At 36.7% G+C, this 22,182-nt stretch carries 29 protein-coding genes; 7 read left to right on the top strand and 22 right to left on the bottom strand.

Annotation, left to right across the window (positions count from 1 at the left end; all coding sequences use genetic code 11):
- Window positions 1-16 precede the first annotated feature (16 nt).
- The 19 genes from BUA97_RS16205 to BUA97_RS16115 form a co-directional block, all read right to left on the bottom strand.
- Window positions 17-727: a LamG-like jellyroll fold domain-containing protein gene (locus BUA97_RS16205; RefSeq protein ID WP_073000315.1), complete on the bottom strand. Its 711-nt coding sequence runs from the start codon at window positions 725-727 to the stop codon at window positions 17-19.
- Complete coding sequence (locus tag BUA97_RS16200; protein WP_073000313.1) at window positions 724-1,716, bottom strand: hypothetical protein; 993 nt, start codon at window positions 1,714-1,716, stop codon at window positions 724-726. Before BUA97_RS16200 ends, BUA97_RS16205 begins: the two co-directional genes overlap by 4 nt.
- 10 nt (window positions 1,717-1,726) lie before the next feature.
- The gene (locus BUA97_RS16195; protein WP_073000311.1) at window positions 1,727-2,539 is read right to left on the bottom strand and encodes a hypothetical protein; all 813 of its coding nucleotides are present in this window, start codon (window positions 2,537-2,539) and stop codon (window positions 1,727-1,729) included.
- Entirely contained in the window at window positions 2,536-3,009 is a 474-nt protein-coding gene (locus BUA97_RS16190) for a hypothetical protein (RefSeq protein WP_073000309.1), read from the bottom strand. The genes BUA97_RS16195 and BUA97_RS16190 overlap by 4 nt, the downstream gene beginning before the upstream one ends.
- A complete protein-coding gene (locus BUA97_RS16185) occupies window positions 2,999-3,871 on the bottom strand; it encodes a hypothetical protein (protein WP_073000307.1) in 873 nt (290 codons plus the stop codon). The genes BUA97_RS16190 and BUA97_RS16185 overlap by 11 nt, the downstream gene beginning before the upstream one ends.
- 1 nt (window position 3,872) lies before the next feature.
- Window positions 3,873-4,175 (bottom strand): hypothetical protein, encoded by a 303-nt coding sequence (locus BUA97_RS16180; protein ID WP_073000305.1) that lies wholly within the window; start codon window positions 4,173-4,175, stop codon window positions 3,873-3,875.
- On the bottom strand, window positions 4,156-4,689 hold the full coding sequence (locus tag BUA97_RS16175) for a phage holin family protein (RefSeq protein WP_073000303.1): 534 nt from the start codon (window positions 4,687-4,689) through the stop codon (window positions 4,156-4,158). The genes BUA97_RS16180 and BUA97_RS16175 overlap by 20 nt, the downstream gene beginning before the upstream one ends.
- 2 nt (window positions 4,690-4,691) lie before the next feature.
- Entirely contained in the window at window positions 4,692-4,979 is a 288-nt protein-coding gene (locus BUA97_RS16170; protein WP_073000300.1) for a hypothetical protein, read from the bottom strand.
- Window positions 4,980-5,183, bottom strand: coding sequence for a hypothetical protein (locus BUA97_RS16165; protein ID WP_073000298.1), 204 nt, complete (start codon window positions 5,181-5,183; stop codon window positions 4,980-4,982). It abuts the gene before it with no gap.
- Window positions 5,183-5,683, bottom strand: coding sequence for a hypothetical protein (locus BUA97_RS16160; RefSeq protein WP_073000296.1), 501 nt, complete (start codon window positions 5,681-5,683; stop codon window positions 5,183-5,185). The genes BUA97_RS16165 and BUA97_RS16160 overlap by 1 nt, the downstream gene beginning before the upstream one ends.
- Complete coding sequence (locus BUA97_RS16155; protein WP_073000294.1) at window positions 5,650-6,102, bottom strand: hypothetical protein; 453 nt, start codon at window positions 6,100-6,102, stop codon at window positions 5,650-5,652. The genes BUA97_RS16160 and BUA97_RS16155 overlap by 34 nt, the downstream gene beginning before the upstream one ends.
- Window positions 6,080-7,195 (bottom strand): hypothetical protein, encoded by a 1,116-nt coding sequence (locus BUA97_RS16150; RefSeq protein WP_073000291.1) that lies wholly within the window; start codon window positions 7,193-7,195, stop codon window positions 6,080-6,082. The genes BUA97_RS16155 and BUA97_RS16150 overlap by 23 nt, the downstream gene beginning before the upstream one ends.
- Window positions 7,195-7,791 (bottom strand): DUF6046 domain-containing protein, encoded by a 597-nt coding sequence (locus BUA97_RS16145; RefSeq protein WP_073000289.1) that lies wholly within the window; start codon window positions 7,789-7,791, stop codon window positions 7,195-7,197. The genes BUA97_RS16150 and BUA97_RS16145 overlap by 1 nt, the downstream gene beginning before the upstream one ends.
- 190 nt (window positions 7,792-7,981) lie before the next feature.
- Window positions 7,982-8,305 carry a hypothetical protein gene (locus BUA97_RS16140; protein WP_073000286.1) on the bottom strand — a complete coding sequence of 108 codons (324 nt, stop codon included), beginning with the start codon at window positions 8,303-8,305 and terminating at the stop codon, window positions 7,982-7,984.
- Window positions 8,306-8,324: 19 nt separating this feature from the next.
- Window positions 8,325-8,750: a hypothetical protein gene (locus BUA97_RS16135; RefSeq protein ID WP_073000285.1), complete on the bottom strand. Its 426-nt coding sequence runs from the start codon at window positions 8,748-8,750 to the stop codon at window positions 8,325-8,327.
- Window positions 8,750-9,994 carry a DUF2586 family protein gene (locus BUA97_RS16130; protein ID WP_073000283.1) on the bottom strand — a complete coding sequence of 415 codons (1,245 nt, stop codon included), beginning with the start codon at window positions 9,992-9,994 and terminating at the stop codon, window positions 8,750-8,752. The genes BUA97_RS16135 and BUA97_RS16130 overlap by 1 nt, the downstream gene beginning before the upstream one ends.
- Before the next feature lie 10 nt (window positions 9,995-10,004).
- The gene (locus BUA97_RS16125; protein ID WP_073000281.1) at window positions 10,005-10,232 is read right to left on the bottom strand and encodes a hypothetical protein; all 228 of its coding nucleotides are present in this window, start codon (window positions 10,230-10,232) and stop codon (window positions 10,005-10,007) included.
- Window positions 10,233-10,243: 11 nt separating this feature from the next.
- Window positions 10,244-11,158 (bottom strand): hypothetical protein, encoded by a 915-nt coding sequence (locus BUA97_RS16120; protein ID WP_073000278.1) that lies wholly within the window; start codon window positions 11,156-11,158, stop codon window positions 10,244-10,246.
- A complete protein-coding gene (locus tag BUA97_RS16115) occupies window positions 11,158-12,306 on the bottom strand; it encodes a Clp protease ClpP (protein WP_073000276.1) in 1,149 nt (382 codons plus the stop codon). Before BUA97_RS16115 ends, BUA97_RS16120 begins: the two co-directional genes overlap by 1 nt.
- Before the next feature lie 138 nt (window positions 12,307-12,444).
- Between BUA97_RS16115 and BUA97_RS16110 the strand changes: the two genes are divergently transcribed.
- The 7 genes from BUA97_RS16110 to BUA97_RS16080 all read left to right on the top strand — a co-directional run bounded on the left by BUA97_RS16110 (window position 12,445) and on the right by BUA97_RS16080 (window position 20,710).
- The gene (locus tag BUA97_RS16110; protein WP_073000271.1) at window positions 12,445-12,894 is read left to right on the top strand and encodes a hypothetical protein; all 450 of its coding nucleotides are present in this window, start codon (window positions 12,445-12,447) and stop codon (window positions 12,892-12,894) included.
- The gene (locus BUA97_RS16105; RefSeq protein ID WP_073000269.1) at window positions 12,894-14,483 is read left to right on the top strand and encodes a hypothetical protein; all 1,590 of its coding nucleotides are present in this window, start codon (window positions 12,894-12,896) and stop codon (window positions 14,481-14,483) included. Before BUA97_RS16110 ends, BUA97_RS16105 begins: the two co-directional genes overlap by 1 nt.
- Window positions 14,483-14,908 (top strand): phage protein Gp36 family protein, encoded by a 426-nt coding sequence (locus BUA97_RS16100; RefSeq protein WP_073000267.1) that lies wholly within the window; start codon window positions 14,483-14,485, stop codon window positions 14,906-14,908. The genes BUA97_RS16105 and BUA97_RS16100 overlap by 1 nt, the downstream gene beginning before the upstream one ends.
- A gap of 58 nt (window positions 14,909-14,966) precedes the next feature.
- Window positions 14,967-17,483 carry a phage portal protein family protein gene (locus tag BUA97_RS16095; RefSeq protein WP_073000265.1) on the top strand — a complete coding sequence of 839 codons (2,517 nt, stop codon included), beginning with the start codon at window positions 14,967-14,969 and terminating at the stop codon, window positions 17,481-17,483.
- Window positions 17,484-17,613: 130 nt separating this feature from the next.
- Window positions 17,614-19,644, top strand: a complete 2,031-nt coding sequence (locus tag BUA97_RS16090; protein ID WP_073000262.1) for a phage tail tape measure protein — start codon at window positions 17,614-17,616, stop codon at window positions 19,642-19,644.
- On the top strand, window positions 19,644-20,204 hold the full coding sequence (locus tag BUA97_RS16085; RefSeq protein WP_073000260.1) for a phage virion morphogenesis protein: 561 nt from the start codon (window positions 19,644-19,646) through the stop codon (window positions 20,202-20,204). The genes BUA97_RS16090 and BUA97_RS16085 overlap by 1 nt, the downstream gene beginning before the upstream one ends.
- Complete coding sequence (locus BUA97_RS16080) at window positions 20,201-20,710, top strand: hypothetical protein (protein WP_073000259.1); 510 nt, start codon at window positions 20,201-20,203, stop codon at window positions 20,708-20,710. Before BUA97_RS16085 ends, BUA97_RS16080 begins: the two co-directional genes overlap by 4 nt.
- On the opposite strand, the gene BUA97_RS16075 is transcribed toward BUA97_RS16080, so the two are convergent.
- The 3 genes from BUA97_RS16075 to BUA97_RS16065 form a co-directional block, all read right to left on the bottom strand.
- The gene (locus BUA97_RS16075) at window positions 20,707-21,408 is read right to left on the bottom strand and encodes a hypothetical protein (RefSeq protein WP_073000257.1); all 702 of its coding nucleotides are present in this window, start codon (window positions 21,406-21,408) and stop codon (window positions 20,707-20,709) included. The two genes, BUA97_RS16080 and BUA97_RS16075, sit on opposite strands and share 4 nt — an antisense overlap.
- Window positions 21,405-21,644 carry a hypothetical protein gene (locus BUA97_RS16070; protein WP_073000254.1) on the bottom strand — a complete coding sequence of 80 codons (240 nt, stop codon included), beginning with the start codon at window positions 21,642-21,644 and terminating at the stop codon, window positions 21,405-21,407. The genes BUA97_RS16075 and BUA97_RS16070 overlap by 4 nt, the downstream gene beginning before the upstream one ends.
- Window positions 21,645-21,908: 264 nt before the next feature.
- A complete protein-coding gene (locus tag BUA97_RS16065) occupies window positions 21,909-22,181 on the bottom strand; it encodes a hypothetical protein (RefSeq protein WP_073000252.1) in 273 nt (90 codons plus the stop codon).
- Between the last annotated feature and the right edge of the window lies 1 nt (window position 22,182).

Here is a 22,182-nt window from a genome sequence, read left to right as displayed (position 1 = left end):
GAGATTTCATTTGTGTTTATAAGAGTTCGCATTTTCTTTGGTAGAGAATCTTGACCTCAGCATCGGACAATTCACGATTTTGCCAAAATGCAAAAAAATCCATTTCTCCAACAAACTGACGATTTGTAAGCAGAGCACTGTCATTGATTAGCGTTGCCGCCTTTAAAGGCGACATTCTGGCGTAAGTCCCTACTTCATTTTGCGCTCCTGTCCTGTTGTCTCCATTTATATAAATCTTCACTCCATTTTTTGACCCATCCCCAGTAATTGTAATCGTATAATAATTATTGAGTACTAAATTGATCGAAGATATTATACGCAGATATACATTGTCTGATAATTGCGAATGTCTAAAAAATTGTATCTGTCCGGAATTATTGATGATTAATCTAAATTGAGCGTTCGGATAAGCATAGTTGCAAAATAGATAAGAACTTGACCTAAATTCGCTTAACTTTATTCTAACCGTGATAGAAAATGGTATATCTGAAATTGCTGTACAGATGTCAAAATAATTGTCCGGCATATTTTGAAATGTATTAGTGCAAGAACAAGAGGTGCAAATAATCGATTGGTTAAAATCAGACGGATTAAAACTAACAGTTCCGCTACTGATCCATGTCGGTAATTTTATCACTGAATCCGATAAATTGCCATTAAAACCTAAATAGCTTTTCAGCCCTTTGCTGAAAGGTTTTTCGCCGAAAAAAAGTTTTAAAGCGTTCATAAAATAAGATCTCCTATTAAATCAAAATTATTCATTGATGTTGCTTTAAGTAGGCATTTTAAATCCTGCTTAAGAATTTTTCCAAAAGGCGCATAAACTGTTGTGCTTGGATTTATAAATGTTGCGGTATAATTTCCAACAACGATGAAAAATACATTCAAATCTGACGCTAAGCCAGCAGCTATAGTTATTGTGCAATTAGCGGTAATCCTTACATAACTATTATTATATGTATTATCCAACGTTGTATTTCCTGTAATTGTTTTTACTGGCAATGCTAACTCATCTATATATGCCAATCTTTTTTCCACAGCTGAAGAATTAGCATAATACACATTATTACCATCACTTCTCAACCTATTTGCAACAGCCGTTGCATTATTAGGCAACAGATGAATGTATCTTAACTTTTTAATCAGCTTAAAAAAGTTGAAAAGAGATAAAAACTTTCTGTTTTCAGTGGCTGGTTCTGTTGATAGTGGTTGGCTCTCAGTTCCTGTAGAAGATTCAACTTCTGTTTGTGTGGCTGGCGTGGTTTGTGTGGTTACCCAGATTTCGGTTGCATAACCAGTCAATGCACTACCAGTAATATAACCTTTTGAAGTGATTGCAGATTCCGTTTGTGTTGCTGTATAATAATTTGTCAAATCAACGGTCACATTATCCAATAAGTCATCGACTTGCTGAATTGTGTAATAATTAGACAAATCCACATCTGGAGGTGTGATGTCATTAATGCCAAGAGCAGTACGCCACGCTCCTTGATTAATACCAATGTTAGAGGCATCAACCTTTGCATAATGTACCAAATCTTCAACATCAGCTTTGCCTTCAATCAAAGTTTTCAGACCTTCAATTTTAGTAATAGGAATTGATTCTGACTTATGCCAGTAAGCATCCATCCACAAATAATACTGAGCCTGTGTTGGCTTTGAGCCAGTTACCCACCACGCTTTTAATTGTGATTTTTCTGTTATTGTTTCTGCCATTAGTTTAAAATTAAAGTCCTATATATTTTATAAATCTTACTCCGATATATGGTTGTAAGTTGTTATGCGCTTGATCAGAACCACCAACATTAATCGAAATAGTTCGATCTTTCCATATATTGTCATTACTCCCGTCAAAACCACCTGCTGATTGATTTCCAGTGTAAGGATCTTTGACGACAATATTTACTGTTTTTGATGGTAATTGAGAACCTGTTAAAGTGTGTGTTTTTGCTCCACCCGTAGAGCCTAGAGCAAAATCAGAATCGCTGGTTGATCTTGCAACCCAAACACGCCCTTGCTCATTTATGGGATTAAAGTCCTCCCAACCAGGTGGAGGTAACACAACCAGTGGCTGATCAAAACGAATTACCTCGCCAATGATTCTATCGGATGGTCTATTTTCAAGTGCTGTGATTCTATCATTGTGATTTTCTTTGAATTCTTGGATATCCTTCGTAGGGAACAATCTTTTGAAATCCGACCACAGATAAGTGTTTTCCGGAAGCGAAGTTCCAAAACCAACAAACCTTTCGTGAATCACTGGTTTTACATTGCCGTTCTGAAACGGATAGTTTGTGATAATCTCTTTGATAATAACATTTGTTCCGAGATTGCCACCTTTGAAATTGAACACTTCTCCATTGATGAAAACAACACCGTCACTCACATTTGAGCCGGTCACTTCACATCCGGATATGATTGTGAAATTTCCGCCAATCCAACCCAATGCATTGAACAAGCTATATGATGCCTGCACAGCGTTGAGAATATTTGTTGAAAGGCGAAAACCACCGTCTTGATTAAAATGTATATTGTTCATAATGGAACTATTAAATATCGCTTGCTTGCAAGCTTGTAGAAGTCAATTAAATATTTCATCTCATACTCGTTGTAGAAAATATCGGTCGGAACTCTCACATAGAAGTCGACCGCCGTATCTCCTAAATCTGCATCCTGATAGAGAATCAAATCCAGATATTTTGCGAGAAATGGATTTGAGTCTATCTCGGCATCTGTGTAGATATACTCAGCATCATACAGATTTCCGTCATCTATTTCAATTCGTCTAAGCTCATTATCAAAGCTGTCATTCAGTGCAGCACGGAGGTAGCATTTTTGTCCGTTGTGCTCCATTATGTATAGATTTTCCTTACGTTTCTGTAGAAACTGATAATGAATATCATCAATCGGCTTAACCATCGCACGCAAATAAGCTTGCATCACAGCACCTCGCAAAAATGTAGGCAATAGCAGGACTGCTAATTTTCTAACATCTACATTATACCACATAAGTAATCAGCGTTTGAAATTCCACATCATCCAGCGACCAGGTGAAATATCCGGAAACTGGTAAAACTTCATCATAGACATCTTGTATATTTCCGTAACCGCCAGCTGAAACATCAATCCAGCTTGTGGATGCAGAGTTTAGAATTGGATTAACAACTCCTTGTATTTTCTGCAACTTATCAACTAGAGCATTCAGGACTAATTTGCCATCAAATGGCAATTCTTTCATAAATTCCGCCAAAGCCGTTTCAATCGGTTTGCTCCCCACATCAGCAGAAGACATCAAAATTTTAGTTCCTGAAAGATCAATGACTTTTGGATCTACTTTTATGGTTAGATTTAATTTTAATCTATCTGGAGCGTAATTGATGATGGTATATTTTACACCAGCATAATTGATTTCGTCAAAATAATAATCAAATGCTGTTTTCTGGATTTCGTTGATTGGCGACAAAACGCCATCACCGTTTTCCGTGGCTACCTTGACAATTAATCTACTTTCAGATTCTGATTCAATAACCGCTGCGTATTTGATAATTTTTGATTCATCAATTTGCTCTTGTGTATAATTGGTGTTGTCAAACTGATCAGTATCTACTATCAAATCAAAACCATACTGAAACGCCAGCGCCATATTCCTGTACCAAAGTTTTGAGCCTTTCTTTTGGTTGGCTATTTTATCATCAATCTCTGATTTGTGAGTGTCAAAAAGGTTTTCTAAAACCCAAATGCCGAAAGAAACGCAGTAAACAATCAAACGCCAAACTGATGTTTTGCTGGTAGAATTCAAATCGGCTAAAAGCGGTTCAGCTTTAATTCTACTAATGATTGTATCCGATATCTGATTAATTGTTCTTGCCATTTTATGATACTATATTGTCGTCACCGATGATCCAATAGCCAATTCCTTCAAGTTGTGGTTCTGGGCTTCCATCACCTATTAAATTTGTTATTGCGGTTGCTGGCTGTATTACTTTTGATGTATAATAATTCAAAATATCAGTATCATTCTCAGAAGTACCAGGAATAATCAATTCCATTCCCGGAACTAGATTATCTGATATCGCCAAACCGTTTGCTTTTGCAATTTCAAAAGCATTAGCAACGCTTCCGGTATGTTGTATTGCGAAATCTAAGATTGATTGATTATGTAGAACTATCGCCATTAGTTAAGTCTTTTACCGATGTTACCGCCTTTTTAAATTTGCTAAAAATCAACTTCACTTTTGTTTCAATATCGAATCCGGCTTTTGGCAAGTTCTCAAAGAAAATCGAATAAAATTCAATCGCACAAGCAATGGCAATTGTTATCAGCGTTAATGTGATTTGATGCTCAGTATAATTTTCAGCCTTCCAAGATTTAATCTTAAAAATGTATTCAATTCCAAAAGCGCAAAGAATGAAAAGAAAATAAGTCACACATTTAACTAATGACAATCTGAGTCGTGTACTAGTAAATCCGTACTTCCAAAATTTACTTTCAACCTTTGAATTCTCCCAAATAACCCAACTTGCAAAAACTCCTGTAATGAAATCCAAAAGCATCAGAATGATTAAAAGAAAAATACCTAATTGGCAATCACTTAGAGAAATCATTCCAACAGTTGGAACTGCAACGGCTGGTTTTTTAACTGCTGTTAAAAACGCAAAAGCGTGATGTTTATAATTTTGTAGTTCCATAATTAGATGTCAATTTGGAGATTTTCATAGCCTCCTGATAAGTCAATTTTTGGATTTTCATAACCGTCAAATCCAAGTTGTATTTTTAAATCACGTTTAAACCTCATTTGATCGCCGTTAGATTTCAGTCTATTGATTGCGCCAAAACCTAAATTTGGGTATTCTTTAAATTCTCCTGGATTGGCAATTGTGATGTGTTCTACATGCTGCCTGTCAGATTTGTCAATAACAAAATCACCATTTTTAATGATTAGTTCTCCAGCTTCGTCAATTTGAATATCTTGTCTCATTTATGAAATTGTTCCGCTTCCGGTAAATGGTCCCTGGTTAGATGTTCCGGTTATTGCTACAGTTCCGGATTTGTGATATTTTTCGATGGCATCAGCTAATTTTTCAGCAAATTTTTGTTTTGCAGTTTCGTAATTAGTTTCATCCTTAAGTTCATCTTGAATATCTTTGATATCCTGTATTAAGGTGGGTTTGTCTAATGCCATTATTTGAAAAGTTTTTCTGTGTTAGTTTTTTGATCAAGAAAAAATTGTTTGTCAGGTTGTGAAAACTTCCCTGGTCCGTTAGGTGTGGTAATAATTGCAGAATTCAAACGGTCAAAGGTTTTTGATAATATTTGTTTTAAATCCGAATTATCATTTTTAAACTCAAATTTCCCTGCAGACATTTCGAAGCTTGCACCGGCTACTGTTATTTTGACTTTATCAATCTCTGAATATTTGACTATGCAATTTTCTTCTGGTGCATTTTCAACCATCAAAAAAAGAACTTCAGAGCCGACTGAAGGAAAAATCAAAAAGCTATTTTCAAAGTTGCCTTCAATTGAATTTAGCCGAACGTCTTCCAAATCTGGAAGATCTTCCCTTTCAATAACACAAGTGTTTTCACCAACACTTTTGATTGTTCCTACACCCGTGTTAAGAATCAGATTATCTCTGATAATTTTTTTTATTAAGGAAAGAAGCGTTTCGTCAAACTTAGCCATGGAATCTTTATTAAAGCGTACAAAGTGAAAGAGACAACCGATAATTTTCCAATTTTAATCCATAGATCCTGCCACCAGGTTAATTCTAACGGAACAGGCTTATCGATGTAAACCGGGTAGGGAATTTTTGTTTCTTTTGTGGAATTTTCCTTTGTATATTCTTCTTTCCACTTGAGAAACATTTGTTCAGCTTCTTTTGTTGCTTTAACTTTTAATTGATTGCCGTCGAGCATCACATCAACATCAACTTTCGCATCTGCAGATTTGGTAACCGTTGGATTTTTTAAAATTGGAATTCCGTTCTGACATTCAATCAAAGCGTTATAGAATGTGCTGTCAGTTTTCGTATTGAAAACAGTATCACGCTCGATAATTGTTTTTTCGATGGTTTTTGTCTCATTGCTTGATTCTTGGATCATCTGTTGAGGCAGTTGATTTTTTGCGCTTTTGCAAGCGTGGAGTGACAGTAATGTGACCGTAGTTAGGATGAATAACCGTTTCATTTTTTGATTTGATTTTAAATGATAATTTGTTTTGTCTTTTGAATCCGCTGGATTCATCAATTGTTGTTGTTACACCTTCGATGAAATATTGTCCATCTCTGTAACCGGTTGGATAATTTGGATCCGTAATATGTGCGCTGTCACCAACTTCAGTTCTTGGAATTGCCCAGCCATCCACGCTACCTTCCAGACCATCGTAAATTTTAGAATTCCAATATTTCTCAACCCAGTCTTTTAATTCAGATTGATTCAGATTTACTGGAGCGTGAAGTGATACTTCAGATTCTCCAGCCGTTCCAAAATCATAGGTCACTTTTTTATTAGCACCGCCTTTTTGCATTGATACCGCTTTAATAAAAAGTTGGCGACCTTCCTTTGTTTTATACTTCAGATCAGAACTTGATCTGATATTTCTTTTGAAATTGAACTGATGAACAGTTTGTGGTTTAAAGTCCACTAGCATTCCAGCATAGAGTTTTTTTCCTTTAAAAAAACATCTGATACCATAATCAGATTTAAGTTTTTCGATAACTTTATACGGTGTTGCACGTTCTATTTGCATCTTTCCAAGTGCCATATCTAAAGCCTCGATTTCGTAACCTGGTGCGATGAATTTTAAAAGCGTTTTAAGATCAACACTTTTAAAGGTTTTATTGAGCATTCCGGCACGTCTTAGCTTATACATTTCGTCCTCACATTCCAGTTCTGTTGGAATTTCCGCTCCGATATCCGTTAAGTAGCCTTCAAATTCTGTGTAGAGATTTCCATCATAACCAGCTTCGATTAAAATAGAATCACCAACCTTCATATATTCCAAGAGATTTTTACGCTCGAGAGACAACCCATTGTTATCAAATTTTGCATTTTTGAATTCTCTAGGAAGTTCCAGTTTTGCCGTGTCTGATAATTTCTCAATACTACTTTCAATCGTGATAGATTTAACAACATTGAACTGAATTCTGTCAGCTATTGTAATTCTAACATTAATATTATAATAGTGGTAAGGCATTAATCATTAGGCTTTAAAAGTGTCCAGGTTACTTCTTTGATGCTACTAGCAGTTAGGCTAAATTGAACTGTATCTGTGAAGCCTTCCAATGGTGTAATATTGATTGACTTGATATAAATGCTGTCAATATTTTTTTCGTAGAACTGCTGTCCTACAACTTCAACGACATTGTTGTAGTCAAAGAACCTGGACAACTCCTCAATTTTTTCGGTTGGATATTGCCGTCCGGAAGTATCAATTAAAATTCCTTTAATATCAATATTCCATGGTCGAGTTCCCCAGCGTTCAATTACCTCAGCATCACCGCCACTTACATCTGTCACAATAAGATTTTTTTCTCGTGCGAAATCCATCATTAGTGGCGGTGCAAATATTGAGGAATCATCACCCATCAACATTCCATTGAAAAGAATTTTTTTGCCGTCAAACTGAAATTCTACAGCTTCGAAAGTTGTGTCTACCTCATCATAAACCTCAATATTATACTTGTTGTCATCCTGGAATACAACAACTTTATTTAAAGCATTGCTTACGGCTATAGCACCAAATGCTGCTGCATATCTCGCTGCTAAATTGATTATGTATGAAGTTTCCATTAAACTTGATCTTTGACTTTAAATCCCAGCAATCCTTGATCTCCCAACCAGATAATTTGCGCCCACTTGATGGACCAGGTTTCATCATCAAGATTCTCTGGAAAAGGAATATGTAGAAAAAATGATATTAGGGCATCAGCTTTCAGATATAGGTCGCCATCAGCCTTGTAGTTTAGTCCGCTCCAGCTTTCTAAACTTTCCCAAACTTTCCCTGGCGAATTGGCAACAATTCTGCAATCATTGGAGCAGTGGAAAAAAACAGTGCATCATCTCCCATTATCAACTCCTTATCCGTGACTACACAGTTTTTGACAAGAATTTCCATATACTTTTTGGGATCAGAACTAATGAATCTTAAAGCTTGACCGGCAACCGCTCTGGAGGGAACTACAACTAAGATTTCAATTTCTTCTGTACTGTCATCATCCAGTGGAATAATAACTGATTTTAATTTTTCGCCATGTTCTTTTTTCAAGGCTTCTTTTACTTCTTCTGATACGTACTTTACAGACATACTATTATTTTTTGATTGATTATAATGATCTTGCGCCGATGTTCAAATCGACTTTTAAAGCGAATAGGTCATACTGTTTTTCGAGACCCATATCACCAGTAACATCACGACCTTCATCTTTGAATTTGAAAATCACTCTGTCAATGACTACAATATTGTATTCGTTGACATATTCTATAATTGCAGTTAGAGGTTTCAACTTCATCAATTGCCCTTTTGCTGCAACCTCTAAAGGCATAATATCAACCATTGGAACCGTCATCGATGCTGATGGTGTTATTTTGCCTTCGCTCCAGGATGTTGCATCGGCTCCAAGTGTATGATTCAACTGAGTATCCTGCTCGTTCCCGTATGTGAAACTTTTAACATTCAGTTGCACACCCTCAATAAAAACTTTGACATCAACACTGTCATAAGCTTTCGAATTAACTATGATATCGCTCATTAGATTTGAGTTTTTATATTAATAAATCCTGTGATTTCTCCGATAGACCCTTTTGGAACGATGACATAAGAGACTTTCAAAACTTTTTCAACAATTAAATCACTTGCAGGATCAACAGTTGTTTTTCCGTAAGTAATCTCACCCCGTTTTTTCATATCAGCAAAAACTTTATCTCCAATTTCTTCTAATGAAGCAACTGTTCCTGGAGAAAGTTTTCCGGTGGTTTCATTAACCAACCAAGTCGTTTTTACTTTTGGTAAATAAGCGGTTCTTAGACCTCGTCTGGCTTTTTTACCAACACGTCCATAAGCAATCGTATGTTCGTTGATGTTATTGTCATCATCAAGAATTTTTGGTGCGCAAACGTGGTCATTGTTCAATCTAACGCCCGCCATTCCGGTGTATGTAACTCCGAAAATGTAGCCTTTGTCCTCCAAGGTTTGAAGGGATGCATATTGAGCAGAATTTAAAACGTGATTGGAAAGTGCCGGATTTATCAAAAGCTTTTTGCTTTCGCTGGTGAGATTCTTAGTCTCGTTTTCTCCAATGTTTTTCTCCACTGTACAAGAAGCTGTAACACCGAGGACAGTTCCAACATTTCCATATTTCTGAGCGTGTCCGGTTCTTTGTGCTGCAACGTCATAATCCTGACCAATTACGAGACCTGCAACTCCTTCAGCTGAAAGATTAAGAAGATCTCTTAAGTCTGCAGAACTTGCAGCATTACCAGCATAGTGATGTCCTTCGATGAAAACCGTCACTGGCATAAAATTTTCTTCTGACCATTCTTCCAAAGCTTTCGCCGCTGCAATTGCATTGTACACATCATCTGGGAAACCGTTAAGCAATGTAATGGTCGCTGTAGATTCAAGATTGACAGCAATTCCAAGTTGCTTGATTTTTCCGCCTGCAGCAATTAGTAATTTTTTGGCCGGGGCATCTAGCAGATCAACCATTTTTTGGTCTTGCTCAGCAACTAATGCGTGCAGTTCTGTACCGTTACCTGCCAATCTATAAAACTCCGACAAATGCTCATAGACATTCACATTTTGGTTTTTATCAAAATCTTTGGTAATTCCCAAATCTTCGACATCGGAGATATTATAAACTGTAACCGGAACGTCAAATTCTAAGTTTGCAACTTCCGGACTTGTAATGATGATGCCAGATATAGCATCATCACTCCCAAGTCTGTTGGCTCCAACTTTCCCGCGTTTGATATTAACTCCGTTTAAGTTTGACATTTTTTAGAATTTATTGGTTGGTAATTTCATCGTCACCTGCAGTATCTATTTTTTCATTCTGCTTAAAAGTTTCGATTTTACAGTTCGGTTTCCCTTCCCTGTCTTTGTCAATACTATTGTTGGCAAAATCCTCATCCGTGAAAAACTCACTTTTTTTTGGATTCAGAAATATTGCTTTCACGTCAAGATTTTCCTTGAGGAAATTTGCTGCATATTCTTTTTGTTTTTTTGTAGCCATAATAATTTTGATTAAGCGTTATCGGAAACTAAAGCTCCGAATCCATGTTCTTGCTTCTTGTCACATAATCCATAGGTATGCAATCTGATTTCGGATTGAGGATCAACACTACGAGTATCAGTTTTCATCTCCTTATATAGAACTAACAGATCTTCTATGTGATAAACAGTATTAGGTGCATAAAAGAATACTGAAGCACTTTGATCACCTTCAGTTGGCAATGAACCGAGAGATTTTAATACTCCTTCAGCTGTGTAATTTGCTGTGTCAAGATTTTCCCATAAATTGAATTTATAGAACCTTTTGACCTTTCCAGTAATTGGATCAAATTCAATATCCCAATGGTTACTAGTTTTTGATTTTTCATACATCAAATCTGCTCTGTGAGTTGAATTTAATACGAAATGAAATCCATTTGGATCGGCAAGCTTCAAAGCCTCAATCTCTTCATAAAAATTATAAAGGTCTTGAGATTTCAATCTTTTTCTACCATTTATTACTTCACCAGTGGTTCTAATTACAGGCATTTTCCCAGAGGCGTGTTGTTTGGGAGCAATTTTAGAAACCGTATATCCTCTAACACCCAATTTCCAAGCCGCCATCTGCTTTTTCCTTACCTCTGATTCTTTATCGAAAGCAAGAGCCCTCATTTCCTTATCAGTAATATTTGTAGGCGTTGTATCTAGTTTGTCCCAAGGCACCATGTTTTTCTTACCTGTCATTTGTGCGGGTGTAAAATCAGTGCTCGCATTTACTTTAAAACCAACATTGTTATTTAGTTTATTGAAGTAAATACCATCCTTTCCAATCGCTTTAGCATCGGGTTTACCTAGAGCAGCAATGAAATCGTCATTGTAATTAACTGCTTCCTCAAGTAGTTGTGGCTCAATGTATGGTACCAACCATAATCCGTCTTGTTCTGCCATTATTTTTTATATTTTGCGTTAAATAAAGTGTTGAATTTCTCAGGTTCTGAAGTTGCCAAAGCTTCCAGTCCTTTCGGATCTTCTTTTTGCCATTGGTCAAGATCCCAATTTTCTCTACCAACTGGACCACTTCCTTGTGTGCCATTTTGGATATGTGCAGAAATATTTGGAGAACCTGGTTTATTGGTTGTTTTCAGAACGTGCGCTAAAGCTTCCACTCCTGAATTTTCTCCGATATTATCGTACACTGTACGTTCGTCATCGGTAAATGGTTTTGAAGCCGACGCCGATGCAGCATCAATCATTGCTTTGATCTGCTCCTTTTTAAAGGCTTTCAGATCGTTCTCAGCTTTCGTTCTCGCTTCCTTTTCTTTATCAAAAGAGGCTTGTAGATCGTTAATTTTTCCTTGCACAGCTTCCAGTACTGCTGTGTCTGAACTTTGTGCATTTACAGCGCTCAGCGCCAATGTAGTAATCAACTGTTGTTTCATATTGTTGTCGATAAAATTTGATTTCGGTTTTGATTTGTGAAAACTTGCTGGCGGTGGCGTTACTGTAGAAAGCAATGCACAAGCGTACATATTGTATGATTCCAATTCGCCAACTAGATCCGGCTCAAAAGCTGGATAAACAGTTTCTACAGTTGCCGGAATAATTTCTGAAATTAAACCTTCCTGTAATGCTGTTTTAGCATCAAACCAGGTATCAGCTTCGAGCCACTTTTCAACGTATGCTCTAGACTTTCCAGTTCTTGTAATAAGACGTTCTGTGAAGTTATCTTCAATAAATCTTAAAAGCTGTGCGCTAGATTCGTGATCTTTTGCATTACCATAGGATCCGCTCGAAGGTGCGTGGATCATTAAATATCCATTATCTACGATTTTTACATTTTTGCTAGATAAAATGAAAACAGCACCCATCGAGGCAGCAATCCCATCAATAATAATAGTAACGTTTGATGTTGATCTTTCTACAGCATTGCACATCAGATTCCCATCGAAAACACTTCCACCATACGTGTGCAATCTGATAGTAATATCAGAATGTTCTTTTTCTAATTTGGAGAAATAGTAGATAAAATCACGTCCATCTCCATCCCAGATAGTTCCGTAAGCGGTTAAAACATTTTCATTAATTCCGAAAACCATAGGCTTATGCTTATTAATTCACATTTGAAAGCACAAACATAATTCGCTGATTTACGCCTTAATAGATTACCTGCAAGGGTTGCCTCTTTTTTAGATAATGATTCAAAACCTTTGGAAGTTTGCCCAAAAAGTGTAGCAATGGCAAAGGGACAAAGAGTCAACAATGAACCGATAAGAGCATTAGCAGAAAGAATGTTTGTCGAGGAAGGAATGACCGCAAAATCTATTGCGGTCGCTACCGACGTTACAGAACAAACAATAGGCAGATGGCGCAAAGGAATTCAAGGCGATATCTCCTGGGATGATAAAAGAAGTCAATTCTTATCTGGACCAAACAATATAAAAAAGGTTTTAATGACCGAATTGAGCGGTCTAGCAGATGGAAAACAAGCTTCAATTGACGTAAAGGCGATCAGCGCCGTTACCAAGGCTATTGAACTTTTATCTGACAAAGTATCGGCTCACATTGTAATGGCAGTGTTCAAAGAGTTTGACTCCTGGATGGCTAGTCAAGACCCTGATCAGGCAATCAAAATGCTCGAATGGCACAAGATGTTTCTTTTATATAAAGCTCAGCAAGAACAATAATGAGCGATTTTAAACTGACCAAAGCTTATGAAAAAATGCTCCTCGAATATGATGAGCACTGTAAAGGCATTCATAATACTACCGGTTCAGGACTCAATCCAAACGAAACTCCTGCAGAAAGACGAACTCAGCGACTTATTTGGGAGAAAGGTTACATCACCTGGTTTGAAGAAATGTTTCCACATTACGCAAAAGTAAAATGCGCGTGGTATCATAAAAAGCTGGCGGACTTAATTATTAAAAATCCTGTCTGTGATGTTCTTGCAGAAATATATCGTTCTGGTGCAAAGTCAGTTCATATTGATTTAGGAATTCCATTATTTCTCTATGTAACTGGACAACTCAAGTTTATGTTGCTTTTTGGTCAGACAGACAAAAAAGCAAAGAAATTAATTTCCGATATCCAGGCTGAACTTTCCAACAATCAGAAGTTTATCCACTACTACGGAAAGAAGTTCAAGTTTGGAGACTGGTCAGAAGGCGATTTCACAACAACTGACGGTGCTAAATTTATGACCTCTACACCAGGGCAATCTCCAAGAGGTTTACGTGAAGGAAATGCGCGTCCGGACTATATCGTTTTTGATGATGTTGATACAAGACAAAGGGTAAACAACGATGATCTTTCCAAAAAACTTTTTGATTTTGCATGGGAGGATGCTAAAGGTACTTTTGATGAAGGTTCTAAATATAGACGGTTTGTAGTTGCCAATAATAACTTCCATAAAAATACACTGATTAATCAGCTGAAGGAAGAATTCAAACTGATAACAGCAAGATTGAAAGAAGCAGGAATTAAGTCCACTTTTTTCGTTTTGACGGTGGCAGCGGTTAAAGATTTGACGACGTTCGAGCCAAACTGGCCAGAAAAAACAACCGCTTTATATTGGCAACAAAAATATCTTTCTACACCTTATAGATCGTTTATGCGAGAATATATGCACGTGCATATTATCGAAGGTACGATTTTCAAAAATGAACAAATCCAGTATAAAGCAAGATTACAGTTCCGATTGTATGACGCTTTGATGTTCTATGGCGATTTGTCCTACAAAAATGCCGGCGATTTTAAGGCAATGATTTTTGCCGGGAAAATTGGTCGAGAATTCCACGTCCTAAAATGTTACGTAAGGCAAACTTCAAAATACAACGTTGCCAAATGGCTCTATGAATTTGTAAAAGATGAAAGCCTGTTAGGTCACAACATTCAATATTTAATTGAAGGACTTTTCGCCCAAGATGAATTCGTCAACGATTTCGACACGGTCGGCGATGAACTTGGCTGGTACATTCCAGTAGTCGCCGACAAAAAAAGTAAAGAAGGAAAATTTGACCGTATCGAAAGTATGTCCGGTTATTTTGAACGGGGAAACGTATGGTTCAATGAAGCCGAAAAAGGCTCGACCGATATGCACGAATTAATCAATCAGCTACTAGCTTTCGCCAAAGGTTCGGGCGCGCACGACGATGCACCGGATGCACTGCAAAGCGCAATCAGCAAATTGAATTTAGCAGCACTTACCAATAAAACGCCGCTCAAAACCACGAGCAGGAAGGAAATTAATAAAAATAAAAAAAACCGATTCTAATGGCTTTTCTAAAAGATGAAGACTACAGCGTTCTTGTGCGCACTGAAATAAAAGATATTCTCCTAGAGAACTATTCTGATACAAAATTGAAATCTGCAGAACAGATGGCAACCTCTCAAGTTAAAAATTACCTATCTGGAAAGTATGATGTTGCTGCAATATTTTCGGCGCAAGACGATGAGAGAAATAGCCATATTATAATGATTGTGCTGGATTGCGCTCTATATCACTTGTACACATCGACAGTACCGAAAAGAATGCCTGATATCAGATCACAGCGCTATCAAGATGCTATCGATTGGCTAAAACTCGTAGCCACTGGAGAAGCGACAGCAGACCTACCAATAAAAACGGACGGTAACGGTAATAAGTTGCAAGGCATCAAAATCAGCTCGAAATATCCTGCCAGCAATCAACGCTGGTAATTAATTAACGTTTAAACGGCGTTTAAACTCAATTTTCAGACAATCAAAATAAATATTAATGCAAATACTAGGATTTAATTTTTCAGTTAAAAAACAAGGCGTTTCTGCAAAAGTAGAATCTTCAAAATCTCAAGGCAAAAAAAATCCTGCAATTATAAAAATTGTCGAGACTTTCAAAGACAGTTCCCGAAAGGATATTGATAAATGGAGAAGCGCTCTTCAGATGACAAAAAACATTGAAGAACCGAAATTCAACGCTTATCACGATTTGATCGATGATCTGATGACTGACGGACATCTGCAATCACAGGTACAGATGAGAAAGCTTTCTACATTAAACACCGATTACAGAGTTATCAATCGTAAGACCGGTGTTGAAAACGAGGATTTAAATTTTATTTTTCAGCAACAATGGTTCTATAAATTATTAGACAATGCCCTTGATGTCATATTGCGCGGCCCAGCAGTAATTGAATTTCTTGGATTCAATAATGAGAAGATTGAAATCAATCCAATTCCACGCCGAAACGTGGTTCCGACTCGTGGTAAGATTTTTCCCGACGTTACTAAGCCGGACTTTATCAATTATTGGGATGAAGCATTTGCGCCCTGGTTAATTCAGATGGGAGAAAATGCAGATCTAGGAATTATTAATAATATCATTCCAAATCTAATCTGGAAACGAAACGTTATGCAGGCGTGGGCGGAATTCTGCGAGAAGTTCGGAATGCCACTAATTACTGCTACTACTAATTCCGCTGATGCTTCTGTAATTGATAACGTCCACGAAATGTTATTAAGTCTCGGCGAGGCATCAGTTGGAACATTTCCTCCAGGTACCGATATCAAATTTCAAGAAGCTAACAGAACCGATGCCTATAATGTTTACATGCAATTCCGGAAGTCCAACGATGATGAAATAAGCAAAATGTTAGTTGGCTCTACAATGCTCAGCGATCAAGGTAGCAATCGAGCACAAACAGAAGTTCACGAAAGATCATTGGATAATAGAATTTCTCAAGCTGATAAACGATTGATTCAATTCGTAATCAACGATCAACTATTTCCGCTTTTGAAATTACAGGGCTATAATATTGGAGATGATGATTTTTTCGAATTTAAAACGGCTGAACAAGAGATAAATTTAACACAGCTTTGGGATATCACAGAGGGGCTTCTAACTTCCGGATTCGAAGTTGAACAAGATTGGATTTCTAAAACCTTCAATATTCCAATTGAAGGCAAAAAAAAAATTGAGCAACCAGCCATTAACGTAGCAGCTTCATATTTACCAGAAAATAGACCTCGATACGAATTTACCTGTACTTGTGGAAATCATGTTCAAGCGGTTGGGAAACCTTCACAAGATAAAATAAATCAATTTTCTGAAGACCTGGCTAAATATATTTTTGACGGCGAGGACACTTTAGGAATTGAGGGCGATTTAATATCTGAGGAAGCCAACACATTACTGGGAGCTCTTAGAGGTAATTTCAAAACATTCAATCCCTATGTTGGTCCTGATCATCTTGCACTGCAGATGATGGAATATAATCTATTCGAATTCTCAGCAAGTAAAACCGAAAGCCGATTGGCTGCGATGAAAGAACTTTTGATTGATTATGATAAAAAAGAACTTCGAGATTTTGCAAGCTTTAAAAGTGAAGCTGAAAAAATCACAAAGGATTTTAATACACAATGGCTACAAGCTGAATATAACTTATCTGTAGCAGTTGGTCAGACGTCGGCTCAGTATGTTCAATTTATGGCAGAAAAGGATTCTGTAACATCCTTTGTAGAATATCAAACTGTAGGAGATGATAAGGTAAGAGAATCACATCAGATCCTGGACGGGAAAATATTTTCACTAGATGATAAGGAAGCTATGAAGCTTTGGCCACCGAATGGTTATGGATGCCGTTGTGAAATGTTGCAATATTTAGGAAGCACAAAAGGAAAAGTAACAACCGGACTACGAGGTCAGGAACTTATCCATTCACGAGACCCAAAATATAAAAGTTCGCAATTCGAGATCAATCGAGGTGATTTGAAACAAGTTTTCACTGATAAGCAATTTTATAGCACAAATAAAGGGCTGGACGAAAAAATCAACAAAATGACCTATGATAAATATGGTCTTGAAAAATTTGATGATTTGAAAAAAGGACTCAAACCTATAAAGATTGACAAATCAATTACTGGAGATAATGTTAAAGAGCTTTTCAAAGCTGTAAAAGATAAGACCTATATGGGATTTTCGGACTATTTAGGTAGAAAAATGATTCTTCCGGAAAAGACATTTGACACTCATACAAAAGGTCATTACCTTACTAAAGAGGAACAAAGGCACCAACTTTTTCCACATATCGAAGATATCTTAAATAATCCGGATGAAGTCTGGTTAAATGAGCGGAACAAAGGCAAATTCAATTCTCATTATATCAAATTCTATGGCGACCGTGCCGTTATTGTCAATGTTCATTTGAATAATCAAATGGAAGGTCTGGAAATTCAAACCTGGTACAACTTAAAAAGAGATGATGCTAAAGAACGTCTTGGAATCAAAATAAAATAAAAAAGGCTTAGCCAAAACTAAACCTTTTTAAAAATTGGTGCGGTGCAACCCGGTATTCTCTGCTTTGAGTCAGTGAGCAGATATTAATGACCATCAATTTTCTTTTACAAATATATAAATTATTTTCATAATGGCAATGACATCCAAATTATTGATGCTTATTGATTTAAGCGCTAAAATGTTCAATAATAAATTTGAGCAGCTACAAAACAAATGGGCTAAAGGAGTCGATAAGATGAAGGCTAAATATCAAGGCTTAATTGACAAAGTGCCAGGATTAAACAACGCTATTGATGCAATAAAAAATCCGGGTACTTTATTTCTCGCTGGAATTACCGCTGTTGCGGGTGGACTATTCCAAGCCACAAACATGGCTAACGATTGGCATAAACAAATGGCCGAAATCAACGTAACTGCAGAACTGGGAAAACAAGAACTCCAAGGCTTATCGGATAAATTACTTCAGGTCGGAACCAGGAACGTTGCACCGTTGGAAGAAATACCAAAAGCATTTAGCCGAATTATATCTGCCGGATTATCAGTAAATCAATCCATGGAGGCTTTGGAACCTACATTAAGAGCAGCAAAAGCTGGATTTACAGATATTGAAACAGTTGCTTCTGCAGGTATTGCGGTAATGATGTCTTCCGGAAAAGATATCAATCGTGTTTATGATGTATTATTTCAAACTGTAAAAGCTGGTAATGCCGAATTTAAAGACATCGCAAGATATTTACCGAAAGTTGTGCCTTTGGCCAGAAGTATCGGATATGAATTAGAATCTACTGCTGGAGCCTACGCATCATTGACCACAAAATTAAGTGCCGAACAATCTACTACAGCTTTAGAAGGTATTTACAGAACCTTGTCAAATGCTGATGTAGCTATGGGTAAGATTGATTCTAAAACAGGAAAGTATGCAAGTGGCTTCCGAGCAATTGGAATCAACATTTTTGATTCTGCAGGAAAGATAAGACCTCTTATTGATATCGTTACAGATCTTAATAAGCAAATGGATGGATTGACCAATGAGCAAAAAGTATCAAAATTAAGTAAACTTGGATTTGATCAATCAACAGCTTTAGGATTCGGAACATTGATGCAAGATATCGAAGGTCTCAAAAGTGCGACCGCTCAAACCACAGGTGCTCAAAACGCATTGAACAAAGCTTACATGGACTCGTTAACACCTACCGAACAATGGGGATTGATTCAGAACAATATCAAAGCATCGATGATAAAGTTGGGCGAACGAGTTCTGCCATATGTCACAACAGCTTTAGAAAAATTGACGCCAGTTTTTCAATGGTTATTTCAAAATATAGATACTATCATTCCTGTGGCCGGTTCATTCGTGGGAATTCTTGGAACATTAACTGCCGCTACCTGGCTTTGGAATTTAGCACTGGCAGCCAATCCTGTTGGGTTAACAATAGTAGCAATTTCGGCATTGATAGCATTGGTAACAGCAGCTATAGTAAAGTATGATAAATGGGGCGCTACGCTACTTCTATTTCTTGGACCAATCGGGCGTGTTATTTCTGCTTTTGTTTTAATCTATAAACATTGGGATTCAATCAAAAAAGCTTTTCAAACAGAAGGTATTATTGGCGGTTTAAAAAGATTAGGGATGGTTTTACTAGATGTAATTCTTCAACCTATTGAGCAATTACTAGGGCTATTATCACATTTACCGGGCTCTTTAGGTGACACCGCTAAGGAAATGCAAGGGCAGTTGCGTGGATGGCGTGATAAACAAGGCCTAATAACAGATGATGAGAAAATCAACAGAGCTGTAGAAGCCGGAAAATTGGTAATGTACAATGGTAATGCTGTACTTCCTGCAACTAAAGCAAGACTTGAAGCAAGAGACGCTGAAAAAAACGCCATTAAAGCAATTGACCCAGAAAGTTTATATGGAACTACAGGTGGGAAATTTAATGATAATCCAGGCGAGGGTAAAAAGAAGTTGAAAGATGATGTAAACAAGGTTACTGGCGATGCTAAGCAAGTAAAAAACATCACTATCAAAATTGATTCGCTTAACAAAGGCGGAATCAACATGAACAAAAATTCTGCTGCCGGAATGACATTACAAGAAGTTGAAGACTGGTTCAATGATGCAATGATGCGTATAATGAGAAATGCCGAATTATCATAATGGAAACCTTTGTTATCAGAGATGAGGTTTTTGTCAGGATGCGTCGTGCGCTTGGTCCTACATTCACAAATAAAATTGTTTCTGAATTTGGAACCATTGCTGTTAATTTCTCGAAAGAACGATTTGTAAAGAAAAATTGGATCAATGAAACCGCTGAAGCTTGGACACCCAGGAAAAGAAAAGCACGGGGTTCGCTCCTGGTTAAAACTGCGAGATTAAAAAGATCAATCCGGAAGATTTCTTCCGGGGATGGATACGTTATCATTGGCTCTGATGTTCCTTATGCAAAAATCCATAATGAGGGCGGAACTATTTCAAAAACCGCAACAGTAAAAGCCCATGACAGAAAAAGAACTGTAAGGACTGTAAGCTCTAAAACCGGAAAGAAACTGAAAAGAAGAGTTGATACTGGAGATATCTCCAGGGTAAAAGCTCACACAAGAAAAATGAATCTTACAATCCCAAAACGTCAATTTATGGGAGAATCAAAAGAACTTGAAAACCGTACAAGAAGCCATCTAAGATTAAGAGTTGATCAAATACTAAATCAAAACCCATGAGAGAATTATATTTAAAATTGATTGATGTTTTCGTTAAAAATGAAGATATCAAAGACAAATATAGAACCGCCGGACTTTCGCCGGTTCAATATATCGATCTCTATTCCGGACAAGATGTAAATTCGGAATATTTTGAACTGCAGATATATCCAGCATTGTTTGTTAATTTCTCATTTGACCACCGTCAAAAACCAACTTTGGCGACCATAACAATTCGCTGTTGTTATGAACAATTGAGAGATACGAGCAGTCTAAATGTTACAACTGCAGAAGCTTTGAAATTCCTTGACTTTATAGAATTGACAGACGAAATTATGCAGACCGTGGAAACAAGCAGATTTGGCAAGCTTACGCCAGCGACAACAGATCAGCAAACTGAAGAAACAGTGACCGATGAATTTATCCTGGTATATTCTGCCAGCTACACAAAAAAACCGGTCGAAATTCGAACCGGCACTATTGAGGATTTAGAAATAACTGCAAATAGATTTAAAGCAATGCTTTAATTTTGATTTAAACGTTGTTTAAACGCGTCTAATTCTTCCTTTTTCTTTAATTTTTTAGAAGCTTCGAAAGAGGCTTCTTTTTGTTTTTGCTCATCTGCAGATGAAATTTGCAAAGGTTCTGCAGTTCCATATTTGGAGATGTAAGAAGCCTTAGAACCTTCTCGGAACGCTGCGAAATCTCCCAACCCCTGAAACTGTCTATTTTTAATAGTAATAACAGGCTTTCCGTTATGGAACTGATAAGAAATATCATCCTGCAAATAATAATTTTTAACCAGTTCATTTTTCTTCAGGTCGCCTTCCTGAATCTTAGTTCTCCAAGCCATCAAATAAAATTTTGTCACAAGATAAGGAGATCCGGAAACGGTCATTGATTTTACAATGTGCTGATCTTCGAACAATGCAACATCATATTTTATTTGCATTCTGTAAACATCCCTGCCAACGCTGGTTGAGTATGTTGTTGTAATTGTTCCGGACGAAACATCATCTTTCAAATTTTCTTTACTATCAACTTGGTTAAGCTTGAGATTATTATGCAATATGAAGTGCAGATTTGATTCTACTGCAGCAAGATCATAATAAGTCATTTGCCTATATTGATATTGTGAAGCATAAACTTCCTGTTCACCATAATAAGGCGAAATTTGCCCAAAAGAAAGGGCTGATATTAATATAAAAAGTAATGTTGTTTTCATTTTAATGGTTTTAAAAATTCGAAGTGATCGTTTAAAAAGTCAATCAACTTTATTGTTAGTTCTATGATATCGTTTTGATGATTTGGATTTCGAAATTCAAACTTTCTCCAGTCGAATGGGTCTCCAAAATCCATTAGTAACTTCTTATATCTTAAAACAACCTTAAATACTTTAGCATCATCTGTTTGTTCTAATTTTTCAGCCTGCAATTCTTCTACTAATGCTTTGTAGTCCATTTTCTAATATTCTACACCGTATTCTGTCATATCTACTTCTTTTTTTTCAACACAATCAAAAACGCTGACTTTGTCATAATTTAAACCATACTTTTTATTAATTTCTTTTACAACATCATCTAATTTATCAAAATCTAAACAATCCGATAAACCACCAGCTGGATAGTAATAATCATATTGAAATAATAAAAATCTCTTTCTTTCAGAATCTTCAAAATATTTTATTGATGAACTGAATTCTTTGATTATGGTTATACAATGATGCTATTTTAGAGTATTTAAGAAAGTATCGTGTGCGAGATGAGCATCAGAGTTTCTAAATTTGGATTCATAATCAGAGACAACAATCCTCCAATTATGATGAATTAAACGCCTATATCTATCAATATCATCACCTATATAATCTTTTTCAAAATCGGTAATATTGTCCCAGGACTGAGAACCGCTAAACTCACAAAACTTATCTACGATAGTATCATAGAATGCAAATCTATTCTTGTCATCGATCTGATCACCAATATTTATGAAACGTATCATA

It is taken from the genome of Epilithonimonas mollis, assembly GCF_900142325.1.
Taxonomy (GTDB): Bacteria; Bacteroidota; Bacteroidia; order Flavobacteriales; family Weeksellaceae; genus Epilithonimonas; species Epilithonimonas mollis.
This window is presented reverse-complemented; position numbering and strand designations above follow the sequence as displayed.

What these genes read in the sequence shown, in the direction of transcription:
- BUA97_RS16205 (WP_073000315.1), bottom strand. Translation starts at nt 727, where the DNA reads ATGAACGCTTTAAAACTTTTTTTCGGCGAAAAACCTTTCAGCAAAGGG.
- BUA97_RS16200 (WP_073000313.1), bottom strand. Translation starts at nt 1,716, where the DNA reads ATGGCAGAAACAATAACAGAAAAATCACAATTAAAAGCGTGGTGGGTA.
- BUA97_RS16195 (WP_073000311.1), bottom strand. Translation starts at nt 2,539, where the DNA reads ATGAACAATATACATTTTAATCAAGACGGTGGTTTTCGCCTTTCAACA.
- BUA97_RS16190 (WP_073000309.1), bottom strand. Translation starts at nt 3,009, where the DNA reads ATGTGGTATAATGTAGATGTTAGAAAATTAGCAGTCCTGCTATTGCCT.
- BUA97_RS16185 (WP_073000307.1), bottom strand. Translation starts at nt 3,871, where the DNA reads ATGGCAAGAACAATTAATCAGATATCGGATACAATCATTAGTAGAATT.
- BUA97_RS16180 (WP_073000305.1), bottom strand. Translation starts at nt 4,175, where the DNA reads ATGGCGATAGTTCTACATAATCAATCAATCTTAGATTTCGCAATACAA.
- BUA97_RS16175 (WP_073000303.1), bottom strand. Translation starts at nt 4,689, where the DNA reads ATGGAACTACAAAATTATAAACATCACGCTTTTGCGTTTTTAACAGCA.
- BUA97_RS16170 (WP_073000300.1), bottom strand. Translation starts at nt 4,979, where the DNA reads ATGAGACAAGATATTCAAATTGACGAAGCTGGAGAACTAATCATTAAA.
- BUA97_RS16165 (WP_073000298.1), bottom strand. Translation starts at nt 5,183, where the DNA reads ATGGCATTAGACAAACCCACCTTAATACAGGATATCAAAGATATTCAA.
- BUA97_RS16160 (WP_073000296.1), bottom strand. Translation starts at nt 5,683, where the DNA reads ATGGCTAAGTTTGACGAAACGCTTCTTTCCTTAATAAAAAAAATTATC.
- BUA97_RS16155 (WP_073000294.1), bottom strand. Translation starts at nt 6,102, where the DNA reads ATGATCCAAGAATCAAGCAATGAGACAAAAACCATCGAAAAAACAATT.
- BUA97_RS16150 (WP_073000291.1), bottom strand. Translation starts at nt 7,195, where the DNA reads ATGCCTTACCACTATTATAATATTAATGTTAGAATTACAATAGCTGAC.
- BUA97_RS16145 (WP_073000289.1), bottom strand. Translation starts at nt 7,791, where the DNA reads ATGGAAACTTCATACATAATCAATTTAGCAGCGAGATATGCAGCAGCA.
- BUA97_RS16140 (WP_073000286.1), bottom strand. Translation starts at nt 8,305, where the DNA reads ATGTCTGTAAAGTACGTATCAGAAGAAGTAAAAGAAGCCTTGAAAAAA.
- BUA97_RS16135 (WP_073000285.1), bottom strand. Translation starts at nt 8,750, where the DNA reads ATGAGCGATATCATAGTTAATTCGAAAGCTTATGACAGTGTTGATGTC.
- BUA97_RS16130 (WP_073000283.1), bottom strand. Translation starts at nt 9,994, where the DNA reads ATGTCAAACTTAAACGGAGTTAATATCAAACGCGGGAAAGTTGGAGCC.
- BUA97_RS16125 (WP_073000281.1), bottom strand. Translation starts at nt 10,232, where the DNA reads ATGGCTACAAAAAAACAAAAAGAATATGCAGCAAATTTCCTCAAGGAA.
- BUA97_RS16120 (WP_073000278.1), bottom strand. Translation starts at nt 11,158, where the DNA reads ATGGCAGAACAAGACGGATTATGGTTGGTACCATACATTGAGCCACAA.
- BUA97_RS16115 (WP_073000276.1), bottom strand. Translation starts at nt 12,306, where the DNA reads ATGGTTTTCGGAATTAATGAAAATGTTTTAACCGCTTACGGAACTATC.
- BUA97_RS16110 (WP_073000271.1), top strand. Translation starts at nt 12,445, where the DNA reads ATGGCAAAGGGACAAAGAGTCAACAATGAACCGATAAGAGCATTAGCA.
- BUA97_RS16105 (WP_073000269.1), top strand. Translation starts at nt 12,894, where the DNA reads ATGAGCGATTTTAAACTGACCAAAGCTTATGAAAAAATGCTCCTCGAA.
- BUA97_RS16100 (WP_073000267.1), top strand. Translation starts at nt 14,483, where the DNA reads ATGGCTTTTCTAAAAGATGAAGACTACAGCGTTCTTGTGCGCACTGAA.
- BUA97_RS16095 (WP_073000265.1), top strand. Translation starts at nt 14,967, where the DNA reads ATGCAAATACTAGGATTTAATTTTTCAGTTAAAAAACAAGGCGTTTCT.
- BUA97_RS16090 (WP_073000262.1), top strand. Translation starts at nt 17,614, where the DNA reads ATGGCAATGACATCCAAATTATTGATGCTTATTGATTTAAGCGCTAAA.
- BUA97_RS16085 (WP_073000260.1), top strand. Translation starts at nt 19,644, where the DNA reads ATGGAAACCTTTGTTATCAGAGATGAGGTTTTTGTCAGGATGCGTCGT.
- BUA97_RS16080 (WP_073000259.1), top strand. Translation starts at nt 20,201, where the DNA reads ATGAGAGAATTATATTTAAAATTGATTGATGTTTTCGTTAAAAATGAA.
- BUA97_RS16075 (WP_073000257.1), bottom strand. Translation starts at nt 21,408, where the DNA reads ATGAAAACAACATTACTTTTTATATTAATATCAGCCCTTTCTTTTGGG.
- BUA97_RS16070 (WP_073000254.1), bottom strand. Translation starts at nt 21,644, where the DNA reads ATGGACTACAAAGCATTAGTAGAAGAATTGCAGGCTGAAAAATTAGAA.
- BUA97_RS16065 (WP_073000252.1), bottom strand. Translation starts at nt 22,181, where the DNA reads ATGATACGTTTCATAAATATTGGTGATCAGATCGATGACAAGAATAGA.